This is a genomic window from Bacillus sp. jun7 (genome assembly GCF_051034795.1).
Taxonomy (GTDB): Bacteria; Bacillota; Bacilli; order Bacillales; family Bacillaceae; genus Bacillus; species Bacillus velezensis.
The window spans coordinates 1,386,507-1,411,163 of record NZ_CP093219.1; the positions used below are offsets into that span (position 1 = coordinate 1,386,507).

The following is a 24,657-nucleotide window of genomic DNA, read 5'->3' on the forward strand; positions in this document are numbered from 1 at the left end:
CTGACAAGCTTGTATACCATCGCTCATCGCGGCGCCTCCGGTTACGCGCCCGAAAATACATTTGCGGCATTTGATATCGCTGCCGAAATGAACGCTGATTTCATTGAGCTTGACGTCCAGCTCACAAGAGACGGCCAGATTGTCGTCATCCATGATGACAAAGTCGACCGGACGACGGACGGCTCCGGTTTTGTAAAAGATTTTACGCTGAAGAAGCTGCAGTCTCTGGACGCCGGCAGCTGGTATGGGGCTGAGTTTAAGGGGGAGCGGATTCCCCTGCTCGAAGAGGTTCTGAAGCGTTATCATTCTGAAATCGGTTTTTTAATTGAACTGAAAGGGCACATTTCTCAAGTCGGTCTTGAAAAAGCAGTCGGCCAGCTGTTAAGCAGGTTTACCTTTTCCATCCACCCTATCGTTCAATCATTCAGTCTCAAGTCGATTCAGACCTTTCACGACATGTATCCGTCCGTTCCGACTGCAATTATTGCAAGACCCAGCTTCGGGATGTTTTCCAAAAGCCAGCTGGCCGCTTACAAATCAGCCGCAAATTATGTCAATATTAAATATACCCGCCTGAATCGGTTCTTGATTTCCACCGCTCACAAACACGGTCTGAAAGTATTTGCCTGGACGGTCAGAAATCACAAGACGGCCGAAAAGCTGCAAATGATGGCAGTTGACGGCATTGTAACTGATTTTCCGGATATTATTTCTAAGGATGGCTGATATGAAACAATACATCGCAATTTTTATCGGAGGCGCGCTTGGCGCATTGCTCCGCTTTGAAATGAGCGCGCACATTCACAGCGGATCTTTCCCTGGTGCCACTTTCCTCGAAAACGCGGCGGGAAGCCTTTTACTCGGTCTTATTACGGGTTATTTCATCATTCGGGCTAAACGCCCTCTTTTGACCGCCTTTTTAGGAACCGGTTTTTGCGGAGGTTTCACGACGATGTCAACCTTCGCAAAAGAAACCATTTTTCTGCTGCAATCGTCTCCCGCAGCGGCTTTTTGTTATGCTGCCGCGACTTTATTCGCTGGTCTTGCCCTTGCATACGCCGGCATTTTTTGGGGACGGCGGATTGCCCTTCACGCAGCGGGAAGGGGGCATGATACGCCATGACGATTGTCCTGATGGTTATCGCGGCGGGTATCGGAGCGGTATTACGTTCTCTGCTGGGTAAGACAATTTCAGAAAGAACAAAAGGTTTTCCGATTCCGCTTGGAATGGCTGCGGTCAACCTGCTCGGCTCCTTCGGCCTCGGCATATTCACCGGCTTGGGTCTGGATAATCCTTCTGCCGGCGTCATCATCGCGACGGGCTTTTTCGGTGCGTTTACGACCTTTTCCACCTTCAGTATTGAAGCCGTGCAGCTGATGATGAACAACCGCATAAAGGAAAGCCTGCTCTACATCGCTGTTTCAGCAGCCGGAAGCCTTTTGGCGTTCTGGTGCGGCTTTGTTATGATATCCATTTAAAAAAACCTTGAGCTTATTTTTCGCTCAAGGTTGCGTTATGAAGCATGACCGTTTCCGGCACGGGCAGCGGGCGGTTTATTGTCCCCTGACCGCCCGGGCGGCCCTGTTCTTCTTTGAGTTCAAGCTGTTTAATAAACCGGCCGTCCATTTCTAATATGAGGGCAGTGTATCCCCCGATTTGTATCGACTCACCCGCACAAATGTCAATATTCCGTTTCAGCACAAGACCGCCGATCGTGTCGACTTCCTCTTCAATCTCTGCGCCGAGAAGATGATTCACCTGATCGATCCGAACCTTTCCGTCCAGCACATAATGGCGTTCGGACAGCTTTTGAATCTGCGGCTGTTCGTCCTCATCAAATTCGTCTCTGATATCGCCGACGATTTCTTCAAGTATGTCTTCGGTCGTCACAAGACCGGACGTTCCGCCGTATTCATCAGACAATATCGCCAAATGAATCCGTTCTCTCTGCATTTTTATCAGCAGGTCGTGTATCGGGATCGTCTCGATGACTTCAATCACCGGGCGCACGTAAGACATGATGGATACTTCCGCTTTTTCATCTTCTGTCATAAACAGCAGATCTGAAAAGAGATGCTTCGTATTGATCATACCGATGACACTGTCTTTGTCCCCGTCCGTTACGGGCCAGCGCGTATATTTGTCTTTCAGCATCATATCAAGCATTTCCGGCACGTCCATATCAGTGGAAACAGCCGCGATTTCTTTTCTCGGGATCATGATTTCCTTGGCGATCCGATTATCAAAATCAAAAATTTTATTCACAAATGTATATTCAGACGGATTGATTTCTCCGTTTTTTAAACTTTCTGACAGCAGGATCCGCAGCTCTTCTTCAGAGTGGGAGCCTTCATGCTCAGATGCCGGCTTTAATCCGGCCAAACCGGTCAGAATTCTCGCGGAGCCGTTCAGCACCCAAATAAACGGGAACATGAACACGTAAAATAACCGAAGCGGTCCGGCAATCCATAACGTCAGCTTTTCCGCTTTTTGAATCGCAACCGTTTTAGGCGCAAGCTCACCGACGACGACATGTAAAAACGTAATCAGCCCGTACGCCGCAGCAAAAGCAATCACATGCTCGGCTGAATCCGGCAGCCCCATGCCCTGAAACACAGGATGAAGCATCCGCTCAAATGCAGGCTCTCCCAGTACGCCGAGCCCGATGGATGTGAGTGTAATGCCAAGCTGCGAGGCGGATAAATACTCATCAAGATCCGTAATGATACGCTTTGCGAGCACCGCCCGTCTGTTTCCTTCTGAGATGAGCTGATCGATTCTGGATCTCCTCACTCTGACGATTGCAAATTCACTCGCCACGAAAAATGCCGTTAACGCAATGAGCACACCGATTAAAATCAAACTGTCAATATCGTCCATTTCACCTTATCCCGAATTGAAGGATAAGGACGTCACCTCCTGATTTCATCGTTTTTTCTTAAGCGAGAGGAACGAAATGGGTGATTGACTACACAGAGGGCCCCATCCTGCCACCTCCTAAGTCAAAGCATGATTGTCATTTGTATAGTTTATTGTATCACAACTCCATTCTTTCATCATTTTCAGATTTTTCATCATATAAAAACAGCCTTCAAAAAGAAGGCTGCCGTTATCTGCTTCGGAAATGATTTTCTAAACAAAGCGCCGTATTAATCCCTCCGAATCCCATGCTTAAGCTTAACGCATGGTGTACGGTATGGACGCTCGGCCCGTCGGTCACCCACTGAAATGAATCGTCAATCGGCTCCGTTAAGTTTCGGATCGGATGAAGCTTGTTTTCCCGCATTTGCAAGAGAACAGCAATGATTTCCACCGTTCCGGCCGCACTCAGACCGTGTCCGGTAATCGATTTTGTCGCATTAATCCGCGCGTGCGACAGGCCGCTTTCAGAAAGCGCCCGGCATTCAGTCTTATCTCCGATCGGCGAACCGGTGCCGTGCGGGTTGATGTAATCGATCTCTTTCGCTGAAAGACCGGCCCGCTCCAGCGCCTGGCGGATCACCGTCATTTCGCCCTCTGCTGAAGGATTCGGGTTGCGGTTCGCATCGGAAGCCATCCCCCAGCCCTTTAAGCCGGCCCACGATCGTGCGCCCCTCTCTTCGGCAGATTCAGCGCGCTCCAGCACAATCGCCCCGCACGCCTCTCCGAATATAAACCCGTCCGTATGCCGGTCAAACGGGCGGCAGGCGGCTTCAGGCCGTTCAGCGTATGTATCAGTGCCCATCGCTCCCAAAGAACGGAGAGCGTGACACTCCATGTACGACAGATCGGCCAGCGCCCCGATCACGATGCACCGGTCAAACAGGCCTCCTTTGATTCCTTGAGCAGCCTGGATAACCGCCGCCTGGCCGCTTGCCGACGCGCCGCCGACCGTAAAGGCCGGCCCTTTTATCCCGAATTGCTCCGTACAAAGCCCCGACAAATCACTATCCATAAAAGAAAGCCCGTATGTCGGATTTACAAATTGCGGTGTTTCACCGTTTTTCTCAAAGGCCTGCAGTAATTCGCGCTGCGTCATATTCGACCCGCCGATGATCAGACCGGTGCGGCTGTGATCAGCGCCGTCTAATTGAGCGTCATGCCACGCTTCATATAAAGCGATAAGCGCCGTCTTTCCTGATAATGCGGCCCTTCGGTACAAGCGCTTCGACAGCGCGTCCGGCGGCGTTAATTCGCTAAGCTCCGCGCCGATAAACGAACTGCCTTTCTGCCGGCCGGGGCGTTTCATCACATCAAAGGCGTGCCGCCCCTCCATGAGCGCAGCGAGAAACGCCTCCTTGCCTTGTCCGACCGCGGTTAAGACTCCGATTCCTGTAATGCTGATGTCTGACGTGCCATTATTTCTCCTCGACATGTGTCCGTTCTCCCATCTTTATGTATTGGAAGCTATGAAGAAAAATCTTGATACAGTGCTTTGAAAATATCGCGCGAATATCTGATCTGTTCCGAAGGCACGCTGAAAGATAATCGGAAATAGCCGCTTTTTCCAAATCCGCTGCCGGGTACGATCAATAGTTTGTATTTCTGTGCGGCATGCATGCAGAACGCCACTTCGTCTTCAATCGGTGATTTCGGAAAGACGAAAAAGCCTCCTTTCGGCATTTCAAATTCGAAGCCGGCTTCTGTGAGGATGTCCACCATAAGGTCTCTCCGCTTTCTGTAAGGTTCAGCGTCAATCGAAAGATCATCCATTTTCGCCACGGCGCGCTGCATCATGACCGGAGCGTTCACAAAGCCGAGCGTCCGGTTGCAGAAAACGAACGCATCCGTCAGAAGATCGCCCTCAGGCATTTGGGCGTCCGCCGCGATATACCCGAGCCTTTCCCCCGCAATGCCGAGATCTTTACTGAACGAACTGACTAAAATCACGCGGTGATACGCCTGAAACGGATTCGCCTGCTCTTCTCCATAGATCAGCTGGCTGTACGGTTCATCAAATAAAATAAATATGCTTTGGCCGTTCCGCTCTTCGGCTTCTTTTAATAAGGCGCCTAATTCGTTAAGGTTTTTCTGGCTGAGCACAGTCCCCGTCGGATTATGCGGCGTATTAACGATCAGTCCTTTCGTACGGGGGGTGATCGCACCTTTAACCGCTTCAATATCAATCTCAAATGAGTCAGTTAGCGGGCAGATGACGGGTCTGCCGCGGTAATTTTCAACATACGCTTTATATTCCGCAAAATAAGGCGAAAGAAGGATGACTTCTTCCTCCGGGTTTAAAATGCTCTTCAGCGCGACATTCAGCGCCCCGCCGGCTCCGACCGTCATAACTGTATGCCTGGCGGAAATTTCTGTCTGAAACCGCTCTGACAAAAAGCGGGCAACCTTTTCTCTCGCCTCCGGAAGCCCTTGGTTTTGTATGTATCCGTGCCGTCCTGTTTCAGCCGCTTCGCATAGCGCCTTTTTAAATGTTTCAGGCGGCTCCGCAACCGGATTTCCTATCGAAAAGTCAAACACCTTATCGGCGCCGAACTCTTTTTTCAGCCGAGCGCCTTCATCAAATAGTTTGCGTATCCATGAACCTTTCTCCAGATTCTGTGTCACTTCCCGTGATAAACCGGCCACTGTCATCTGTCCCTTCTGTCTTTTTCTGCCGTTTCTATTTACAATGATTATGAAAGATTTACATGGCGCAGTCAACGCTTTTTCAGACAGCCTGCCGCCCCGTTTCAGGAGAAAGACGGAAAACAATAAACTTGTGCAAACTCCCCTTCATATATTAAACTATTCTCATAACTATAACGTGATGGTTGGGGAGGGATTTAGATGGGGCTGAGACTTATCGCATCAGTGAATTAGCAGAGCTTGCCGGTGTAACGAAACGCACGGTGGATTACTACACAAACCTCGGGCTTTTAAAGCCTGACAGGTCTTGTTCGAACTATCGTTACTACGATACACTTGCACTTAATCGGTTAAAGTTTATAGTCGCTTGTAAAAAGCAGCGATTGGCCCTGTCTGATATAAAAGATCGACTGGAGAACCAGTTTCCCTCTTCAGCCCTGCCTGACGATGTTGGAAATCTGGCATCGGAAATTGATCACATGAATCAAAACATCTCCGGGATCTTGAATCGGTTTGAAAAGCTTGAACCAGAGGAGCGCGCCCAGCTGAAAAAAAGGCTGGCTCCTGAAAAGCTTGCAGTGCTTCAATCATTTATGCTGCTGTTAAGTTAAACCATTATCTTACTAACAGGAGGTGTTACCTTCATCTTCCCAAAAGAAGTGAAGGTTCTAATTGGACATTGTGAATTTGATTTTAGTCGCGGTTTTAATCGCGCTGACGGCATTTTTCGTAGCATCTGAGTTTGCGATAATCAGAATCAGAGGCTCACGGGTTGACCAGCTTATAGCAGAAGGAAATAAAGCCGCAATCGGTGTCAAAAAAGTGACCACGCATTTAGATGAGTATTTATCGGCGTGCCAGCTCGGCATAACATTGACTTCCATCGGTCTTGGTGTCTTAGGCGAATCAACGATTGAACGCTTGCTTCATCCGCTTTTCACAAAGATAAACGTACCAAGCTCATTATCGCATATTATTTCATTTATTCTCGCCTACGCGATCATTACATTCTTACACGTGGTCGTGGGAGAATTGGCGCCGAAAACAGTCGCCATCCAGAAAGCGGAAGCCGTTTCAATGCTGTTTTCGAAACCGCTCATTTGGTTTTACCGCATCATGTTCCCGTTTATCTGGCTTCTGAACAACTCCGCCCGTCTTTTAACGAAGATGTTCGGTCTGGAGACGGTGTCTGAAAATGAGCTTGCCCACTCTGAAGAAGAGCTGCGCATCATTTTATCGGAAAGCTATAAAAGCGGTGAAATCAACCAGTCTGAATTTAAATATGTGAACAAAATCTTTGAATTTGACGACAGACTTGCAAAAGAAATCATGATTCCGCGTACGGAAATCGTCAGTCTGCCGCATGATATCAAAATTTCTGAAATGATGGATATCATTCAGATTGAAAAATATACCCGGTACCCTGTCGAAGAGGGTGACAAAGATAATATTATCGGCGTTATTAACATTAAAGAGGTGCTGACCGCCTGCATCAGCGGCGAAGTATCAGTCGACTCGCCCATTACGGATTTTGTCAATCCGATCATCCATGTGATTGAGTCGGCACCGATTCACGATCTGCTTGTAAAAATGCAGAAGGAACGGGTTCATATGGCGATTCTGTCGGATGAATACGGCGGAACCGCGGGGCTTGTCACCGTTGAAGACATTATTGAAGAAATCGTCGGGGAAATCCGTGATGAATTTGATATCGATGAAATCAATGAAATCCGCAAACTCGGCGACGGCCATTACATGCTTGACGGCAAGGTCCTGATTGATCAAGTGAACGAACTCCTCGGCATCCATTTAGAAAATGACGAGGTCGACACCATCGGCGGCTGGTTCCTTACCCAGAAATACGACGTCGAACAATACGACTCGATTATCGAAGAAGGCTGCGAATTTATCATTAATGAAATTGACGGCCACCACGTCGCATATATCGAAGTGAAAAAACTGGCGTTTGATGAACTGCTGGAAACCGCCGAACAAAAAGAAGCATAACAAAAAAGCTTGCGCGTCTGATACAGACGGCAAGCTTTTTTTCATTTACAGTTGTTCAAGTTTTTTCTCAAGCTCTTTAATTCTGGCATTCAGCTCTTCTGTCATGGCCGCAAGCCTCTCCTTCGGCGCAAGATCGGAAAAGTCCTCCAAAAAAATCGGCTCGCCGATGATAAGCCGCATTTTTCCCTTTTTAAACAGCGCTTTTCCCGTAGACGGCCCTTTATATGCGGCCGGAACGAGCGGCGCTTTCCCCATTTGGGCGATGGTCACGGCCCCTCTTTTCAGCGGGACGTCTTCAGAAGTTCTCGTGCCGCTCGGAAAAATCCCGACAATCTTCCCTTCCTTCAGAAGCTTAATCGGCGTTTTAATGCTGCTCGGACCCGGATTTTCACGATCAACCGGAAACGCGTGAATCTTCTTTAAAAAACTTCCGATCCACTTTTTCTGAAACAGCTCTTTTTTCGCCATATAATGAATCTGATGGGGCAATATCCCGACACCGAGCGTGAGGACGTCCACCCAGCCCGCATGCGTGCACGCGATAACGAATCCTTTATCAGACGGAAGATTCTCTTTATTGTATACTTTGACTCCTCCGCGCAGAGAAAGAATGAATTTGATGGCATTTGCACAAAACTTATACATAACGCACTTCCTTTGTTGTAATGATCAAAAGTGTTCTCTCTCTATTATAACAATATTTTTTATTACCTGGTACTAATAAATATATTTTTCCTCCGCCGATCTCTATCTTTTATGACGGATTTTGGGTACTATAGAGAAATGGTGTTTGATGAGGTGAAAATGAATTTAAGCCGTTTGCATGGAACGTGCAACTTTAAACCTTTCTTATGCGTGTATAACATAGAGGGGAGAAAAGGCAGTGACGATCGATGAAATTTACCAAATGTATATGAATGATGTTTACCGGTTCCTGCTCTCCATGACAAAAGACAAGCATCTCGCTGAAGATTTGCTGCAGGAAACCTTTATGAGGGCATACATACACATTCACTCCTACGACCACAGCAAAGTAAAGCCATGGCTTTTTCAAGTGGCGAGAAATGCGTTTATAGATTATGTCAGAAAACATAAAAAGGAAGTGACCATTTCCGATGACTTAATTGGGAGCCTTTTTCAGACGGCTGTTCAAAGCCCGGCTCATCAGATTGAAATCAAGGAAGTGCTGACAGGGTATATGTCCGAACTTCCCGACAATTATCGGGAGGCCTTAACACTGTATTATTTAAAAGAACTGAATTACAAAGAAGCATCCCATATTATGAATATTTCAGAGGCTAATTTTAAAAGTGTTTTATTTCGTGCCAGACAGCGGCTGAAAGCACTTTATAATAGAGGTGTTAATGATGAATGAAGAATTTAAAAAGCGTTTTTACCAATACAAAAATGGAGAAATGAGCGACCGGGAAATGGCCGCCTTTGAAGAAGAGCTGGAAAAGCTGGAAGTCTATCAGGAGTTGATTGAAAGCGAAATGCAGGACGACCGGGAATGGGACGTCGGCATCAGCCCGGAAAAACAGAAGGCCATTTTGTCATACGGAAAACGCAAATCGTATTTGCGGATTTCAGTTCTCGCCGTCATCTCCACTTTGATGATTTTGCCGCTTTGCACTTTGGGAAGCTACCTCTATTACGGTCTGGGAGGAAAGGAAAGCACAGGCAATCAATTAATGGAAACCGCGGCCGTGACGGTCGCGACCACCATGCCGAACGTCCTCGTCGATACCTCCGGACTGAAAAGCCAGGTGAAGCTGTTTGGAATGAATACAGAGTTTCCGCTGCAAAAGCAGATCGGCACAAAAACGAAATCCGTCGGCGGAGAACGGATTGAAATGTTTTTAGATACGGTCAAATCGCCTGCCGTTAACTACTATGATCTAGACGCGGCACAGGCAAAGCATTATTTCGCCCATCCTTCGGGCTTAAAGGAACGCACGATTGACAAAGCCGGACAGACATTAAAAAAATTGCCTGAAGGAAGCGTGGCGGAGGTCTATCTTTCTTATGACCGGGCCTACCCTTCTTCTCAAGTATATTCAACTTTTAAAAAATACGATGTGAAGTTTTTATGGAACGCGGTCGAAACGGAGAAAAATCTGAAAGACAGTCCTTATGCCGAGCCGTTAGGATTTCCCGGGAAAGATTCCAAGATGGTGTCCTCTTTCGAAACGCAAGGACAGACAGACCGTGAACAATTTATCAATGCCCTTGAATTTATGTCCCGCCATAAAAAATGGGCTCATGCAATATCGAAACGCAAAGACATGAATCTTGGCAGCCGAATCGACTATGTTGAACATCACGGAATGAACGTATACGGCTCTGTCGTGACGGGGCCGACAAAAGAAATCGAACGTCTGCTGAAAAATAAAACAGTAAAAGCAGCAAACATCGGTGAGGTGGAATTATGGAATTGGTAAGAATTTTTAAAGAGCATAATGTTTTCGGCTGGATATCAGTCGGTACCGCGATTTTGTCGCTGCTGCTGTTGAACGTGGCAATCATCAGCAATGTGACTTTCTATTCTTATCAGATGCTGCCGTTTGCGATGGCCGCCGTGCCGTTCGGCATCATTGAGCTGTTTATTAAAAAAGGACGGACGGGCCCGGGACTGCTCGGTGTCATCCTCAACCTTTTCGTCATTGTTTGTGTATATACGATCGTTGCCGTTGATACGAATCTGCAATTCGGTTTTTAAACATAAAAACAGGCCCTTTTACGGGGGCCTGTTTTTTTAAAATGAAAGAACGCCGATTAAATGCAGCAATACGACGATGATAGCCAGCGGCACGAGATATTTCAGAAGGAAATACCACACCTGAAAGAAACGATAGCCGATGGCGGAACCGCTTTTCATCTCGGCGAACAGCTCCCGCTTCGGTATTTTCAGCGGGATGAAGATTGATATTAATAAAGCGCCGAGCGGAATCAGCACATTGCTCACTGTGAAATCCGCTAGATCAAAAAACGTTTTTCCGAACAAATGAACATCACCGAGAACACCGTATGATAAACAGGACGGAATTCCGACTAAGAAAATGAGCAGACCGCTTGTCCACGACAGCTTCTTCCTTTTCGTTTCATCACCTTTCCCGACAGTCGCTACGATAATTTCCACCATCGAAAAGGCCGAAGTCAGCGCGGCGAAGAAAAAGACCGCCAGAAAGCTGATAAAAAACAGCGAGCCGAACGGCAGCCGGTCAAACACAGCCGGCAGTACGGTAAACAGCAGTGTAGGCCCTTCATCCGGTTTAAAGCCGAACGAAAAAACCGCCGGAAAAATGGCCAGTCCCGCAAACAGCGTGACGAGCACATTCATCACAACAATGGAACCCGCCGATCCCGGAAGGTTTTGGGTTTTCGGCAGATACGAACTGTATGTCACCATGACCGAAACGCCGAGCGTTAATGTAAAGAACGCCTGTCCTAAAGCATATAGGATGGATTCCGGCGTCAAATCTTCAAAGTGCGGAACCAATAAAAATCTAATCCCCTCAACGGCATGATCGAGCGTGACTGATCGCAGCACAAGCAATAGAAACAGCACGAATAAAACCGGCATCAGCACCGCACTGACACGTTCAATCCCTTTCTGCACGCCTTTTGCGACGACCGCCACTGTCAAGATCATAAATACAAGCTGCGCGGCGAGAGTCTGGATCGGATTTTCAATGACCGTCCCGAACACCGTTCCGTACTGCTCCTGAGTGAGCCCGGATAAAGAACCCGTAACAGTTTTTAACACATAAAGCAAAATCCACCCGCCGACAACACTGTAAAAAGACAAAACTAAAAAACAGGCCGCCACACCCACATAACCCGTGAGGTGCCATACCGACTTCGGCGCGGCTTGTTTGTAGGCATCAATCGCATTTGTCTGGCTCCGTCTTCCGAAAATAAATTCACCGAGCAAAAGCGGATAGCCTAAAAGCACGGTAAAGAGGACGAATACAAGAAAAAAAGCGCCTCCTCCGTTCGTACCCGCTACGTAAGGGAACTTCCAAATGGCTCCCAGGCCGATCGCCGAACCGGCAGCGGCCATAATAAATCCTATTTTTGAGGCCCATTGAACCCTTTTTTGGTCAGACACGACTTTCCACTTCCCTTCCGCCCTATATTATCCCTTATTCGCTGCGATAACTTAAGCCCATTTCAATATGTTTCATTATTCCGAAAAATAAAAAGGAGCGGCGGGTGCCGCTCCTTACAAATCCCCGTTTAATTTCGAATGCTTTCTCGAATATAAGAAATAAATCACCAGACCGATGATCAGCCAGATAAAGAAACGGAATATGGTGGTGGCGCCAAGGTTAATAATCAAAAATACGCAGAACAGAATGGATAATATCGGAATAAAGGGAACCCCCGGACATTTAAAAGCTCTTGGCAGATCAGGCTGTTTCTTTCTCAATACGATAACCGCTACTGAAATCAGGACAAATGCGGCAAGCGTGCCGATGTTCACCAGCTTCGCCAGCTCATCAAGCGGGACGAGTGAGCCGAGTAATGCCGACAGGATGCCGAACACCCATGTCACCACGTGCGGCGTTTTATGCTTCGGATGGACTTTTGAAAGCGCCCCCGGCACCAAACCGTCACGGGACATGGCAAACATCACCCTCGTCTGGCCGTACAGCATGACGAGCATCACCGTTGTCATTCCCAACACTGCACCGATATCAATAATCCCGGCCACCCAATTCTGTCCGGCCATCTGCAGGACGAGAGACACGGGATGGTCAACGCCTTCAAAGCGGGCAAACGGAACGACGCCCGTCATAATCGCCGATACGGTCACATACAGCACAGTGCAGACGATTAATGAAAAGATAATTCCTTTCGGCAGATCCTTCGCCGGATTTTTCGTTTCTTCAGCGGCGGAAGAGACGGCGTCAAAACCGATAAAAGAGAAGAAAACGAGCGCCGCGGCACTGAAAACACCGCCGAACCCCATCGGTATAAACGGCTGCCAGTTGTGAGGTTTGACATATACGGCCGCAACGGCGATAAACAATAGAACAACCAGAACCTTCAAAATGACCATAATATTATTGACCCGCTTCGATTCCTTAATGCCTAAGTAGAGGAGGAATGTAATCGCAAGCACGATAACAAATGCGGGGAGATTAAAGAATGTGACCGTGCCTTTAATGGATCCCGGCGCGGCCGTTAATGCAGTCGGAAGATGAATGCCGAAGCCCGCCAAGAATGATTGAAAATAGCCGGACCAGCCGACCGAAACCGCGCTGACGGCGAGCATATATTCCAAGATTAAATCCCATCCGATGATAAATGCGAGAAGTTCACCCAGTGTCGCATAAGTAAACGTGTAGACGGAACCGGAAACCGGGACGCTTGAAGCAAATTCGGCATATGACAAAGCCGCAAATAAACATGCAAGAGCGGCGATGACAAATGAAACAGTCAGCCCCGGCCCCGCCGTGACAGCTCCTGTTCCGGTTAATACAAAAATTCCCGTTCCGATGATGGCCCCTATCCCCAGAAGGGTCAGATCAAAGGCCCCTAACTCTCTTTTCAGCGACTTTTCCCCGCCCGTTGCGGCAAGCAGGTCCTGAATGCTTTTCTTTCTGAATATGCTCCCCTTCATCTGCTTCACTCCTTGTAAATCAATATATGTTAGAATATTCAGATAACAATAGCAATAATGACTAAATTCTTATTTTTCGCATGAAATGTTTCAGCACATCATTCCTTTCTCCTACATCATATTATAGCGAAAAATATAAAAATGAAAATAACTTTTTGAAAATTCTATATATTATTTCAGTTTTCATAAAACAGAACTCAGCGGATTCTCTGCTGTGAAATATTAACATTAGTGATTCGGCTGGAGACTTCCATTTTTTAAAAATCGTATTCATATGTAATCAAATAAAAATCCCGCACTTTTTAAAAGCGCGGGATAAGACTTGCGTATTATGTTGAAATAAACCTGCCGCCATTTACGTGAATGGTTTGCCCCGTCATATAGGAAGATTCGTCTGAAGCCAGAAGCACGTAAGCTCCGGCGTGTTCCGCAGGCTGTCCCGGTCTTCCCATCGGAGTGTCCAGACCGTGCTTTTCCACCTTTTCTTCAGTAAACGTTGCCGGAATCAGGGCGGTCCAGATCGGCCCGGGGGCCACCGCATTTACTCTGATCCCCTGATCGGCCAATGACATCGCCATTGAACGCGTAAAGGAAACGATGCCGCCTTTCGTGCACGAATAGTCGATCAATGATGTGTCTCCCTGATAAGCGGTAATCGACGTTGTATTAATGATGGCGCTCCCTCTTTTGAGATGAGGCAGCACAGCTTTAGTCATATGAAACATAGAAAACATGTTTGTACGGAATGTCTTCTCCAGCTGTTCAGCCGTAATATCAAGAATCCCGTTTTGCGGATGCGCTCAGCCGCATTATTAACGAGAATATCTATTTTTCCGTAGTGATCTAAGACTTGCCGGACCGCCTTCTGACAATGCGCCTCATCACCGACGTCTCCCGGAATTAACAGGCATTCGGCCTGGTATTCTTCCGCACGCTTTTTCGTTCTCTCGGCATCGGCATGTTCGTCTAGGTACAGGATGGCAAGATCCGCCCCTTCCTTCGCGTAAGCGATCGCAGCCGCTGCGCCGATGCCGCTGTCTCCGCCCGTGATGACGGCGATTTTTCCTTTTAATCTGCCCGATCCTTTTACATCCGGGTCCTCCAAGAGCGGTTTTGGCTCCATGTCTGACTCAATGCCGGGCTGGCGGTTTTGCACCTGCGGCTTTTGTCCTTCCGTCTGTCTGTCCATCGGATTCATATTCTCACACTCCTGCAATTGGTATTACTGAGACGATACCACGCAGTGCGGGGAGTTAAACGGACAAATATGCCGGTAATTAAAGCTGCTGAGCCGTTTCGGGAAAAGCGCCGGTGTATTTCGCAGACGGTCTGTAAATCATGTTGTCAGCGGACTGTTCAAGCACATGTGCGCACCAGCCTGCCATTCTGCTTGCTGAAAAGGTCGGCGTAAATAAATCATTGTCGACATCAATGGCCTGCATCACAGCCGCTGCGTAAAACTCCACATTCGTATACAGCTTCCGTCCGGGCTTATATTGCTCTAACAAGCGGATGGCTTCCTTCTCCACATAAAGCGCCAAGTCAAGCGACGGATCATTTCCCGCCACTTCTTCAGCCTTTATGCGCAGCGCTTCCGCCCGCGGGTCTTTTGTTTTGTACACCCTGTGCCCGAAGCCCATCAGGCGTTCTCCCCTCATAAGCTTCGCTGTCAAATACGCTTCTGCATTTTCTTTTTCCCCGATGTCTTCAAGCATTTTCGTGACGCCTGAAGGCGCGCCTCCGTGCAGCGGCCCTTTCATCGTACCCAGTGCGGCAGTGACGGCAGACACTAAGTCCGATTCAGTCGAAACCGTGACTCTCGCTGAAAAAGTCGATGCATTCATCCCGTGTTCCATCGCCAGAATCATATACGTCTCAAGCGCTTTCTTTTGGGCTGCGGACGGCTGCCTGCCTGTCAGCATATACAAATAGTTTTCAACGTGTCCGTATCGCGCCTCGGGTGACAGCGCTTCCTGCCCTTGTTTACGGCGGTATCTGTACGCAATAATCGTCGGTGTGACGGCAATCAGTTTAATCGCTTCTTCCGGCTTGGGCGGATATGTAAATGAATCTGTGCCCAAACCCGAAACAGCCGTTCTCAGCACCGCCATGTCGTCCATTTCATCCGGAAGCGTTTCCAGTAAGCCGATCAAATGTTTCGGAAGCCCGCGCTCGGCTGCAAGTTCTTCCTGAAACGCAAGCAATTGCCGCTCATCAGGAAGCGCCCCGTTCAAAATGAGATACGCCGCTTCTTCAAAACTGAATTGCAATGCGATATCCTTCGCGTCATAGCCGCGATATATTAAATGCCCCTTTTCTCCGTCAATGTGGCTGATCGCCGTTTCTGCACAAGTAATCCCTTTCAATCCACGATAAATCAATTTCATTCCCCCTTATCCTCTTTCTGTTATTATAGTAAATATAATATTTAAAAAATAATGAATATTTTTAAGGGAATTAATTAAAACTTTTAATCAGAGGAGTGCATCTATGGATTTTAAATGGCTTCACACCTTCGTCACCGCGGCAAAATATGAGAATTTCAGAAAAACGGCGGAAACGCTTTTTTTATCTCAGCCGACCGTCACCGTTCATATAAAATTATTAGAGAAAGAAATCAGCTGCAAGCTGTTTCAGCGGAGCGGCCGGAAAATACAATTGACGGAAGAAGGAAAAGCATACGTGCCGTTTGCCATGAGACTTTTGGAAGACTATGAAAACAGCATGGCGGAGCTGCACAGGGTGCGCCAGGGCTACTCGCACACGCTGACACTCGCTGTTTCGCCGCTTATCGCCGACACCGTTCTCCCGTCTGTCATGAAACGTTATACAGAGGACAATAAAGAAACCGAAATGACGGTCACCATTTTCGAATCGGAAGAAATCGCCTCTCAAATCAGAAACGGCTCAGCCGATATCGGACTGAGCTGCTTAAAGGTGCAATCATCTTCCCTCACTTGCCGCCCCCTGTACAATGACCCCGTTGTCCTCGTCGCGCCACCCGGCCGAAAACCCGGGACAGGGAAGGCGGATGAAGTGAAAGACCTGTTCGGACAATATCTGCTTTTGACCCATAACCATCCTGACTATTGGGATGATTTGCTCCGCCAGGTCAGAATACAGTTCCCTTTCGTCAGAACAATGAAGGTGACACAGACGCATATTACGAAACGATTTATTAAAGAGGGGCTGGGCGTCTCATTTCTGCCGCTGTCAGCGGTACGGTCCGAACTCGCCGCAGGCAGCATGATTGAAATTCCGTGCGAATTCGCCCAGATGCCGAGCGCGGGCGCGTACGCCATCGCCCTCTATGAAAATGAAAAAAAGAAAACCTTTTTAGATTTTTTATCACATTTTCATTTTTAGGTGAAACAAATGGAGCTCTGCCCCGTCTAAATAAAAAACCCGTTCGGATGAACGGGTTTCTCTCACTGCTAGAATCTTTTCGCGCCCAGGTAGCGCGGCTTCCAGTAGCTGTTATTCAGATCACTTGTTGTGACGCCGTCAGAACCGGCATGGATGAACTTGTTGTTTCCGATGTACACACCCATGTGTGAAGGGCCGGCTTGATATGTTGTAAAGAAGACGAAGTCTCCTCTTGACGGGCTGTACACGCTCTTCATTGAGCTCCAGTATCCCGCAGTGCTTGTTCTGCCGACACTCGTCTGTTTGTTTAACAGGTACCAGATAAATCCGCTGCAGTCAAAGCCGGAAGTCGTAGTTCCGCCCCATACATACGGCGTGCCGATTAAAGATTGCGCATCAGAAATCAGCTTGTTTACATTCAGGCTCGTCTGTGCAATATTATGGCTGGATGAAGGCTTCTTTGATGACGAAGATCCTGAAGACGCTGAACCGGAAGTTGATCCTTTTACTTTAAGCACTTGCCCGATGCGGATCAGGTCCGTTTTTAAACCGTTTAAACTTTTTAATTGGTTTACCGTCATTTTATATTTATTCGCAATTTTCCAAAGGCTGTCGCCTTTTACGACTTTATATGTAGACGATGATGACTTGCTGCCCGAATTTGAACCTGAAGATGATTTACCGTTGATCGAAAGCGTCTGACCGATGTAAATGATATCCGATTTTAATTTGTTCTCAGATTTAATGGAATTAATTGACGTTCCATACCGATTTGAAAGTCCCCATAATGTATCGCCTTTTTTTACCTTAATCGTTTGCGCAGACGCCGCGCCCGCAAACAAAGTCGTCCCCAAAACCACTGCCGTTGTTGCTGTAACAAGTTGCTTTTTCATATTTTCCTCCCCGAATGATTCTATCTATTTTATGTGTCTCTTTTTTAAAGTTTTTATCTGTTTCCTATTATAAGGTTCAATTTCCACTAGAAATAGACTTGACTTCCCGTGACAAATTTCTTACTAATTCGTTTTTGAAAAAATTTTTTAAGGGTATTAAATATTTCAATTTGATTTCAAACGTGACGAAAAACGAGTCAATTTGTCATGTTTTTTTCCTGTGATCCTCGTATTTTGGAAAAACAAAGAAGTTTACTTTCCAAATAACTCCTTGTTAAAAAAATCCTCGTCTTTTTCAAAAAAGTGAATGGTTTTCACCCTTTCTTGAAAACATAAGTTACACCGGAATTTACATTTCTAACAATGTTTCACCTGAAATTTACAGGAGAAACAGGCGCTCTTTACAAACACCCCCTACCATTAGACATGCAGACACGATTAAAGGAGGACGAGTGAGAATGAATCTATTTAAACAGGTTCGATCAAAACTTCTGCCGGCGGCAGCCGTATCCGTGCTGACAGCCGGTCTGATTGCGGGCGCGGGGTTTCAGCACTCTGAACAGGCTGCGGCAAAAAAACAGCCTGACAAAAACGAGATCAGAAACGTCATCTTCATGGTCGGCGACGGAATGGGCGCTCCCTATATGAACGCCTACCGTTCGGTCATTAACAAAGGAAAGCCTTCGGATGGTATGAAACTGACGGCATTCGACCCCAATCTCGCCGGTATGATGATGACTTATCCTGACGATCCTGATTCCAATATTACCGATTCCGCGGCGGCTGGCACGGCAATGGCTACGGGCGTGAAAACGTATAACGCGGCGATCGGAGTCGATAAAAAAGGAAAGCGGGTCAAATCCGTCCTCGAAGAAGCGAAACAAAGAGGGAAATCCACCGGACTTGTCGCAACTTCGGAGATTGCCCACGCCACCCCTGCGGCATTCGGAGCCCATAACAAATCCCGAAAGAATATGGATGACATCGCAAGCAGCTACTTTGATGACCGCATCAACGGAAAACAAAAAGTCGATGTGCTCCTCGGAGGCGGCAAATCAAACTTTATCCGTAAAGACCGCAATGTAACAAAGGATTTCAAAAAAGCGGGATACAGCTATGTGACATCAAAACAGGAGCTGAAAAAAGATCGTAACAAGAAGATTCTCGGCCTGTTTGCCGATGGCGGACTCGATAAAGCAATCGATCGGTCAAACGCCGTCCCTTCATTAGAAGACATGACAACGGCGGCGATCGACAGGCTGAACAAGAATAAAAAAGGGTTCTTCTTAATGGTCGAAGGCAGCCAAATAGACTGGGCGGGACATGACAATGATATAGTCGGCGCAATGAGTGAAATGAAGGATTTTGAAAAAGCATATAAAGCAGCGATCGCATTTGCCAAAAAGGACAAACATACGCTTGTCGTTGCCACGGCTGATCATACCACCGGCGGATTGACGATCGGCGCAAATGACGATAAAAACTGGCATGTTGAACCGATTCTTGCCGCCAAGAAAACCCCGGCATTTATGGCTGACCAAATCAAAGCGGGCAAATCCGTATCTTCCGTGCTTGCGCGTTATACAGACCTGAAATGGTCAAAAGCTGAAATTAAACAGATCGAAACGGCCGCAAAACAGGATGCTGACAAGAGCGTCTACAAATCGATCATTAAGCTTTTTAATGCGAAAACCAACAGCGGCTGGACAACCGGCGATCATACGGGCGAAGAAGTTCCCGTTTACGCATACGGTCCGGGAAGAGAGTCATTTACGGGGCTTTTAAACAACACGGACCAGGCCAAAAAGATTTTTCACATCCTGAAACACGGAAAATAAAAAAGGATGCGGGGGTTTCCCCGCATCCTTTCTTCTTTTACAGATATCTCCGGTGCACTCCTTTGCCGTCATACGAGAACATCACTTCTCTGTCTTCAAGAACAGATTCGATGTGCACGCTCCTGCCCCACAGCTGGTACAGATACGGCAGCACTTTCTCCAAGTATTTCAGATCAAGCTCAATTCCCTCATACCAATGTTTAATATAAAGCTCATTATTCTTCAGGTAATCCCCGTCATTGACGGTCAGATAAGGAAATCCCCCGTTGACCCGCATGTTCACGAGCTGGTCGCGCACGGCCTTCCATTCTTTGTCGATCACTTTATAGTCCCTGCCCTGCTTTTGGAATAAATACAAATCCTCACGCATGACGAGATCTTTCGTCAAATAATTGCGGATAAATGAGATATCCGATTCAATTTCCCTGACCTCAAACATTTTCTCGCGGCCGGAACCGGGCTTTACCCCTGTTTTTTTCATTTCATCTGTCGGGTTGTCATAACGCTCTTCGATGTCTTCAAAAATTTTCAGCCCTAAATAATACGGGTTGATTCCCGTTTTTGACGGCTGAACGACGCCTGCGTTCAGCTTCGCAAATTCGATGGCTTCATCTGAAGTCAGGTCAAGCTCGCGGATAATCCGCTGATGCCAATAGGATGCCCAGCCTTCGTTCATGATTTTCGTTTCCAGCTGAGGCCAGAAATACAGCATTTCTTCTCTCATCATGGTTAAGATGTCACGCTGCCACGGTTCAAGCTCTCGCGAATGTTCCTCGATAAACAGCAGAATATCTTTTTCCGGCCGGGGCGGAAACGGTTTTTTCCCTTTTTTCTTTTTCACCTGCTTCGGCTTATCCATTCCCCATAAATCATCGTAAGGCGATGCCGCGGTTTCTTCTTCGTCCTCCTCTTCGTCATCGACGCTCCACAGCAGCTTCGGCCTGACAAGCGACGGATCGATATGCTCCTGAATCGCCAGAATGGCATCTAAAAAGGACTCCACCTCTTTTATCCCGTGAATTCTTTCATAATGCTTAATCCGCTCCGCCGCAGCCGCCATACTCTCAACCATGTCCCGGTTCGTATTTTGAAAGCGGCAGTTATTTTTGAAAAAATCACAATGGGCAAGAACATGGGCTACAATTAATTTATTTTGGATCAGCGAATTGCTGTCCAGCAAAAAAGCGTAGCAAGGGTTGGAATTAATGACAAGTTCATAAATTTTGCTCAAACCGAGATCATAATGGAGTTTCATCTTATGAAATTGTTTGCCGAAACTCCAGTGGCTGAATCTCGTTGGCATGCCGTACGCGCCGAATGTATAAATAATTTCAGCCGGGCAAATTTCATATCTCATCGGGTAGAAATCAAGGCCGAAACCCTTCGCAATATCGGTTATTTCCTCAATTGCCCGCTGTAAACCTTTTGTCTCCTCCGCGTTCAAGCGAATCCCCCCTACTTGGACTTATTTATAATGTATGACCCCTCCTCTCAAAAGATGAAATAACAGGCCGGTTTCCGACTGAAAACTTTCGGCACATCCGCCCCGTTTGCTTTATATGTAAGTGGGTAAAACACACACCATACCCCAAAAAGAAAAGGAGCGATTCTACTTGAATACAGCAGACATGCTTACGACGTATCTCAGCAAACTCCCGAATCTGATCATTGCACTGCTCGTCCTGCTTATCGGCTGGGGCATTGCCAAAATCATTGAAAAAGCCGTATACAAAGGCCTGCAAAAAACAAAAATCGACGACAGGCTGTTCGCCGAAAAAAAGCCGGCGCGCTATTCCTCAGAAAAAGTCATCAGTAAAGTCATTTATTTTATCGCATTAATCATCGTTTTTATTCTATTCTTTAACATTCTGCATCTGACAACCGTGGCTTCGCCTTTTGTCAGCATGCTGTCGGCGATAACGGCGGCTGTGCCGAGCGTTTTAAAAGCCGGCTTGATTCTGCTCGTGGGCTGGGCGGCCGCTTCGCTTTTCAGCTATCTCGTCAAAAAAGCGGGCATGAAACTCGCTGAAAACGGCCGGCTCAGAAAATGGACAATGGTGTCTGAAGAAGCGGAGATGAGCAGATCCGTTACGGCCGCTTCACGAATCGTTTTTTACTTCGTCTTGCTCTTGTTCCTGCCCGGCGTCTTGTCCGCTCTCCAGATCAGCGGAGTATCAGGGCCGTTTACAAATATGATCCAAAGCGTTTTGTCCTTTATACCGAAATTATTCGCCGCGGCGCTGATTGTTTTAATCGGCTGGCTTGTTGCCCGTCTCGTCCGTGATATCGTCACAAACTTTCTGGCGAGTATCGGCACGGAAAGGCTCGCCGCACGTATGGGGCTTTCTATTTATCTGAAGGATACGAGCCTGTCGGCAATCATCGGAACGATTGTCTACGTGCTGATTTTCATTCCGGTGATCATCTCTGCGCTTGACCGGCTTGATGTGGCGGGTATTTCTGAACCGGCGTCAGCCATGCTGCACACGGTCTTCACAATGCTACCTAATATCATCATCGGTATTGTGCTGATCATCGCCGGCATCTGGGTCGGAAAATGGGTCAACAGCATTGTATCCGGGCTCTTGCACCGGGCCGGTTTCGACTCTCTTCTCGGTAAAATGGGCTTTGAACAGGCGGGCACCCCGAAGCTGACGCTTTCTCAGACGGTCGGCATGATTGTTCAGATCATCATCGTCCTGCTCTTTACGGCAGAGGCGCTGCAGCTTGTTCATCTCGAATTTCTCGTCGTTATCGCAACCGGTATTATCGCTTACCTGCCTAATGTTCTGGCCGCTGTATTTATTCTCGGAATCGGACTTTTGGCCGGACAGCTCGTCAGCAGGCTGCTTGCCGGCATGCTGAGCGGAAAGGAATTCAGATTCCTGGCGCCGCTTGCGAAATATACCATTATCACTCTCTCAATCTTTATGGCGCTGGATCAGCTCGGTGTCGCCGACACGATCGTAAATGCCGCGTTTATTCTGATTCTGGGCGGTTTCGCGCTTGCCTTCGGACTTTCATTCGGGCTTGGCGGAAAAGAATTTGCCTCCCGTTATCTCGCAAAATTGGATCGCAAAATTGAAAAACATCAATCGGCTGACGATCGTAAGCCGCCGATGTCTTAACGAAAAAAACGTGTGCTCAGAAGGAGCGCACGTTTTTTTTAAAAGTTAAGGGAGCAAATTCCTTTTTTTTCATTTTAGATTCATATATGATAGACTGTAACAGAAGCAAAATCTCTTTTTTCGAGGTCATTCTATGAAATTAACGAACTATACCGATTACTCTTTACGCGTTTTGATTTTTTTGGCTTCCAGACATTCCGACGAACTTTCCAACATAAAAGAAATCGCAGATACTTATTCCATCTCTAAAAACCACCTCATGAAAGTCATTTACCGTCTCGGCCAGCTCGGGTATGTCGAAACGATCCGGGGCCGGGGAGGCGGAATTCGATTAGGAATGACACCGGAAGACATAAACATTGGAGAAGTCGTTCGAAATACAGAAGACGACTTTAACATCGTAGAATGCTTTGACTCCAAAAAAAATCTCTGTATCATATCTCCCGCCTGCAACTTAAAGAACCTTCTGAATGAAGCCCTGCAAGCTTACCTGGCCGTTTTAGACAAATATACGTTAAGGGATCTGGTCAAAAACAAAGAGGAGATTATGAGACTGCTCAGAAGCTGAAGGAATGTCCGCATTCCTTCTTTTTTTTATGCCGGCATAAGAAAAAAGGACTATTTCTATTAATATGATAAACGATTGCAGACAAGTGCCGATATAAAGATTATCATTACTGATATCCTCACCTTGCGGCTGCAACGAATGGGGATAGAAAAATTATCGCAGGAAAAGGGAGATTCACTATGAAAAAAAAGGTAGCGGTCGGTTTGACTGCATCTGCGATCGTCGGGTCTGCGTTAGCTGTAACACCGGCAGAAGCACAAACGATTAAGGTTAAAAGCGGAGATTCATTATGGAAGCTTGCCCAAAACTACAATACAAGCGTGGATGCCATTACATCAGCGAATCATCTAAAATCCACCGTTATTTCTATCGGGCAGACGCTCACCATCCCTAACGGCAAATCAGATTCCGGCAGCAAAAAGCCATCTTCAAAGAACAGCGGCACGACTAAAAGCGTTTATACAGTGAAAAACGGCGATTCGCTGTGGCTGATCGCATCTGATTTTAAAATGTCCGTACAGGAACTGAAAAAATTGAACGGTCTGACAAGCGACTTAATCCGCGCCGGACAGAAGCTGCAAGTGACGGGGAAAGTTTCCTCAAGCACCGATCAGAAAAAAACCGCGCCGGGCAGCAGCTCAAACAGCAGCAAAAATCAGTCATCATCTTCCGGGACCTATAAAGTAAAACTCGGCGATTCCCTATGGAAGATCGCAAACAGCGTCAATATGACCATTGCGGAACTCAAAGTATTAAACAACTTAAAAACGGATACGATCTACGTAAACCAAGTCCTGAAAACAAAAGGAACGTCTTCTTCGGGAAACACGCCGTCAAAAGACAATTCAAACCAAAATAAAAACCAGACGCAAACGTCCTCCTATACAGTAAAAAGCGGAGACTCACTCTGGAAAATCGCAAACGCATACAATATGACGGTTCAGCAAATCAGAAGCATCAACAAACTGACGTCAGACATGCTGCGGGTCGGACAAGTGCTGAAGCTGACCAAAACGTCTTCTTCCGGCTCTTCGTCTTCACCGTCAGCTCCGAACCAGTCCGGAAATACAGGGAAAACCACTACATATACCGTGAAAAGCGGGGATTCTTTATGGGTGATCGCCCAAAAGTTCAATGTAACCGCCCAGCAGATCCGCGAGAAAAACAATCTGAAAACAGACGTTCTACAAATCGGACAGAAGCTGACGATTACCGGGCAGCAGACAAACACGACACCGAATCAGTCCGGCGGCACAGGTTCAACAAGCGCGAAGATTAATGTAATGATCGATGCCGCAAAAGCTCAGCTGGGCGTACCGTATGTATGGGGCGGGACGACGCCGAGAGGCTTTGACTGCAGCGGTTTCATTTATTACGTTCTCAATAAGGTCACTTCTGTATCCAGACTTTCAGCCGCAGGCTACTGGAATACGATGACATCAGTCAGCCAGCCGGCGGTCGGTGACTTTGTCTTTTTCTCAACTTATAAAGCCGGACCTTCCCACGTCGGTATTTATCTCGGGAACGGCCAGTTTATTAATGCCAACGATTCGGGTGTCGTTATTTCCAGCATGAACAATTCCTATTGGAAACAGCGCTACCTCGGCGCAAAACGTTTCTTCTGATATCTGATAAGCTGTACGGCCGCATAAGGCTGTGCAG

The 24,657-nt window shown here is 47.2% G+C and carries 22 protein-coding genes and 1 pseudogene; 13 read left to right on the plus strand and 10 right to left on the minus strand.

Annotated features, from left to right (window positions below; all coding sequences use genetic code 11):
* The first annotated feature begins 9 nt into the window (after positions 1-9).
* From MJQ52_RS06295 to crcB, 3 genes are read left to right on the plus strand one after another with little or no spacing between them, the layout of a single operon-like run.
* Positions 10-726 (plus strand): glycerophosphodiester phosphodiesterase, encoded by a 717-nt coding sequence (locus tag MJQ52_RS06295; RefSeq protein ID WP_434181868.1) that lies wholly within the window; start codon positions 10-12, stop codon positions 724-726.
* A gap of 1 nt (position 727) precedes the next feature.
* Positions 728-1,123, plus strand: coding sequence for a fluoride efflux transporter FluC (locus MJQ52_RS06300; RefSeq protein WP_070081569.1), 396 nt, complete (start codon positions 728-730; stop codon positions 1,121-1,123).
* Positions 1,120-1,479 (plus strand): fluoride efflux transporter CrcB, encoded by a 360-nt coding sequence (crcB, locus tag MJQ52_RS06305; protein WP_024085072.1) that lies wholly within the window; start codon positions 1,120-1,122, stop codon positions 1,477-1,479. Before MJQ52_RS06300 ends, crcB begins: the two co-directional genes overlap by 4 nt.
* A gap of 13 nt (positions 1,480-1,492) precedes the next feature.
* On the opposite strand, the gene MJQ52_RS06310 is transcribed toward crcB, so the two are convergent.
* From MJQ52_RS06310 to MJQ52_RS06320, 3 genes are all read right to left on the minus strand, one after another.
* Entirely contained in the window at positions 1,493-2,881 is a 1,389-nt protein-coding gene (locus MJQ52_RS06310; RefSeq protein ID WP_003155303.1) for a hemolysin family protein, read from the minus strand.
* A 229-nt stretch (positions 2,882-3,110) separates the two neighbouring features.
* On the minus strand, positions 3,111-4,355 hold the full coding sequence (locus tag MJQ52_RS06315) for a beta-ketoacyl synthase N-terminal-like domain-containing protein (RefSeq protein WP_094247107.1): 1,245 nt from the start codon (positions 4,353-4,355) through the stop codon (positions 3,111-3,113).
* Positions 4,356-4,387: 32 nt separating this feature from the next.
* On the minus strand, positions 4,388-5,572 hold the full coding sequence (locus tag MJQ52_RS06320; RefSeq protein WP_025649535.1) for a pyridoxal phosphate-dependent aminotransferase: 1,185 nt from the start codon (positions 5,570-5,572) through the stop codon (positions 4,388-4,390).
* 179 nt (positions 5,573-5,751) lie between these two features.
* On the opposite strand from MJQ52_RS06320, the gene MJQ52_RS06325 reads away from it, so the two are divergent.
* The gene (locus tag MJQ52_RS06325) at positions 5,752-6,177 is read left to right on the plus strand and encodes a MerR family transcriptional regulator (protein ID WP_014304704.1); all 426 of its coding nucleotides are present in this window, start codon (positions 5,752-5,754) and stop codon (positions 6,175-6,177) included.
* 61 nt (positions 6,178-6,238) lie between these two features.
* Complete coding sequence (locus tag MJQ52_RS06330; protein ID WP_017417354.1) at positions 6,239-7,573, plus strand: hemolysin family protein; 1,335 nt, start codon at positions 6,239-6,241, stop codon at positions 7,571-7,573.
* 45 nt (positions 7,574-7,618) lie between these two features.
* Here MJQ52_RS06330 and MJQ52_RS06335 read toward each other — a convergent pair whose 3' ends face one another.
* On the minus strand, positions 7,619-8,218 hold the full coding sequence (locus tag MJQ52_RS06335; RefSeq protein ID WP_003155309.1) for a lysophospholipid acyltransferase family protein: 600 nt from the start codon (positions 8,216-8,218) through the stop codon (positions 7,619-7,621).
* A 238-nt stretch (positions 8,219-8,456) separates the two neighbouring features.
* Here MJQ52_RS06335 and sigM point away from each other — a divergent pair, with 238 nt between their 5' ends.
* The 3 genes from sigM to MJQ52_RS06350 are packed head-to-tail and all read left to right on the plus strand — an operon-like array spanning position 8,457 to position 10,292.
* The gene (gene sigM / locus MJQ52_RS06340; protein WP_003155312.1) at positions 8,457-8,948 is read left to right on the plus strand and encodes an RNA polymerase sigma factor SigM; all 492 of its coding nucleotides are present in this window, start codon (positions 8,457-8,459) and stop codon (positions 8,946-8,948) included.
* Positions 8,938-10,014, plus strand: coding sequence for an anti-sigma factor (locus tag MJQ52_RS06345; RefSeq protein ID WP_088005355.1), 1,077 nt, complete (start codon positions 8,938-8,940; stop codon positions 10,012-10,014). Before sigM ends, MJQ52_RS06345 begins: the two co-directional genes overlap by 11 nt.
* Positions 10,002-10,292 carry an anti-sigma-M factor gene (locus MJQ52_RS06350; protein ID WP_003155315.1) on the plus strand — a complete coding sequence of 97 codons (291 nt, stop codon included), beginning with the start codon at positions 10,002-10,004 and terminating at the stop codon, positions 10,290-10,292. Before MJQ52_RS06345 ends, MJQ52_RS06350 begins: the two co-directional genes overlap by 13 nt.
* Positions 10,293-10,328: 36 nt before the next feature.
* Here the strand turns inward: MJQ52_RS06350 and MJQ52_RS06355 are convergent, their stop codons facing one another.
* From MJQ52_RS06355 to MJQ52_RS06370, 4 genes and pseudogenes are all read right to left on the minus strand, one after another.
* Complete coding sequence (locus MJQ52_RS06355) at positions 10,329-11,684, minus strand: sodium-dependent transporter (RefSeq protein ID WP_191073299.1); 1,356 nt, start codon at positions 11,682-11,684, stop codon at positions 10,329-10,331.
* A gap of 114 nt (positions 11,685-11,798) precedes the next feature.
* Positions 11,799-13,202, minus strand: a complete 1,404-nt coding sequence (locus tag MJQ52_RS06360; protein WP_014304702.1) for an amino acid permease — start codon at positions 13,200-13,202, stop codon at positions 11,799-11,801.
* Positions 13,203-13,531: 329 nt separating this feature from the next.
* Positions 13,532-14,400, minus strand: a pseudogene (locus tag MJQ52_RS06365) (SDR family oxidoreductase).
* A gap of 79 nt (positions 14,401-14,479) precedes the next feature.
* Positions 14,480-15,583, minus strand: a complete 1,104-nt coding sequence (locus MJQ52_RS06370) for a citrate synthase/methylcitrate synthase (RefSeq protein ID WP_024085068.1) — start codon at positions 15,581-15,583, stop codon at positions 14,480-14,482.
* Positions 15,584-15,692: 109 nt separating this feature from the next.
* Here MJQ52_RS06370 and MJQ52_RS06375 point away from each other — a divergent pair, with 109 nt between their 5' ends.
* Positions 15,693-16,568, plus strand: a complete 876-nt coding sequence (locus MJQ52_RS06375; protein WP_015239479.1) for a LysR family transcriptional regulator — start codon at positions 15,693-15,695, stop codon at positions 16,566-16,568.
* Between the two features lie 68 nt (positions 16,569-16,636).
* Here MJQ52_RS06375 and MJQ52_RS06380 read toward each other — a convergent pair whose 3' ends face one another.
* A complete protein-coding gene (locus tag MJQ52_RS06380; protein WP_434181869.1) occupies positions 16,637-17,461 on the minus strand; it encodes a LysM peptidoglycan-binding domain-containing protein in 825 nt (274 codons plus the stop codon).
* 458 nt (positions 17,462-17,919) lie between these two features.
* On the opposite strand from MJQ52_RS06380, the gene MJQ52_RS06385 reads away from it, so the two are divergent.
* Positions 17,920-19,299 (plus strand): alkaline phosphatase, encoded by a 1,380-nt coding sequence (locus tag MJQ52_RS06385; protein ID WP_146283679.1) that lies wholly within the window; start codon positions 17,920-17,922, stop codon positions 19,297-19,299.
* 37 nt (positions 19,300-19,336) lie between these two features.
* Here the strand turns inward: MJQ52_RS06385 and MJQ52_RS06390 are convergent, their stop codons facing one another.
* Positions 19,337-20,743, minus strand: coding sequence for a SpoVR family protein (locus MJQ52_RS06390; RefSeq protein ID WP_060562081.1), 1,407 nt, complete (start codon positions 20,741-20,743; stop codon positions 19,337-19,339).
* Between the two features lie 169 nt (positions 20,744-20,912).
* Between MJQ52_RS06390 and MJQ52_RS06395 the strand changes: the two genes are divergently transcribed.
* From MJQ52_RS06395 to MJQ52_RS06405, 3 genes are all read left to right on the plus strand, one after another.
* Positions 20,913-22,427 (plus strand): mechanosensitive ion channel, encoded by a 1,515-nt coding sequence (locus MJQ52_RS06395; protein WP_031378438.1) that lies wholly within the window; start codon positions 20,913-20,915, stop codon positions 22,425-22,427.
* A gap of 133 nt (positions 22,428-22,560) precedes the next feature.
* On the plus strand, positions 22,561-22,995 hold the full coding sequence (gene nsrR / locus MJQ52_RS06400; RefSeq protein ID WP_007610306.1) for a nitric oxide-sensing transcriptional repressor NsrR: 435 nt from the start codon (positions 22,561-22,563) through the stop codon (positions 22,993-22,995).
* Positions 22,996-23,174: 179 nt separating this feature from the next.
* Complete coding sequence (locus MJQ52_RS06405; RefSeq protein WP_077721993.1) at positions 23,175-24,620, plus strand: peptidoglycan endopeptidase; 1,446 nt, start codon at positions 23,175-23,177, stop codon at positions 24,618-24,620.
* Positions 24,621-24,657 lie beyond the last annotated feature (37 nt).

Coding starts and splice junctions, on each gene's coding strand:
- MJQ52_RS06300 (WP_070081569.1), top strand. CDS start 728: ATGAAACAATACATCGCAATTTTTATCGGAGGCGCGCTTGGCGCATTG.
- crcB (WP_024085072.1), top strand. CDS start 1,120: ATGACGATTGTCCTGATGGTTATCGCGGCGGGTATCGGAGCGGTATTA.
- MJQ52_RS06310 (WP_003155303.1), bottom strand. CDS start 2,881: ATGGACGATATTGACAGTTTGATTTTAATCGGTGTGCTCATTGCGTTA.
- MJQ52_RS06315 (WP_094247107.1), bottom strand. CDS start 4,355: ATGTCGAGGAGAAATAATGGCACGTCAGACATCAGCATTACAGGAATC.
- MJQ52_RS06320 (WP_025649535.1), bottom strand. CDS start 5,572: ATGACAGTGGCCGGTTTATCACGGGAAGTGACACAGAATCTGGAGAAA.
- MJQ52_RS06335 (WP_003155309.1), bottom strand. CDS start 8,218: ATGTATAAGTTTTGTGCAAATGCCATCAAATTCATTCTTTCTCTGCGC.
- MJQ52_RS06345 (WP_088005355.1), top strand. CDS start 8,938: ATGATGAATGAAGAATTTAAAAAGCGTTTTTACCAATACAAAAATGGA.
- MJQ52_RS06350 (WP_003155315.1), top strand. CDS start 10,002: ATGGAATTGGTAAGAATTTTTAAAGAGCATAATGTTTTCGGCTGGATA.
- MJQ52_RS06360 (WP_014304702.1), bottom strand. CDS start 13,202: ATGAAGGGGAGCATATTCAGAAAGAAAAGCATTCAGGACCTGCTTGCC.
- MJQ52_RS06375 (WP_015239479.1), top strand. CDS start 15,693: ATGGATTTTAAATGGCTTCACACCTTCGTCACCGCGGCAAAATATGAG.
- MJQ52_RS06380 (WP_434181869.1), bottom strand. CDS start 17,461: ATGAAAAAGCAACTTGTTACAGCAACAACGGCAGTGGTTTTGGGGACG.
- MJQ52_RS06385 (WP_146283679.1), top strand. CDS start 17,920: ATGAATCTATTTAAACAGGTTCGATCAAAACTTCTGCCGGCGGCAGCC.
- nsrR (WP_007610306.1), top strand. CDS start 22,561: ATGAAATTAACGAACTATACCGATTACTCTTTACGCGTTTTGATTTTT.
- MJQ52_RS06405 (WP_077721993.1), top strand. CDS start 23,175: ATGAAAAAAAAGGTAGCGGTCGGTTTGACTGCATCTGCGATCGTCGGG.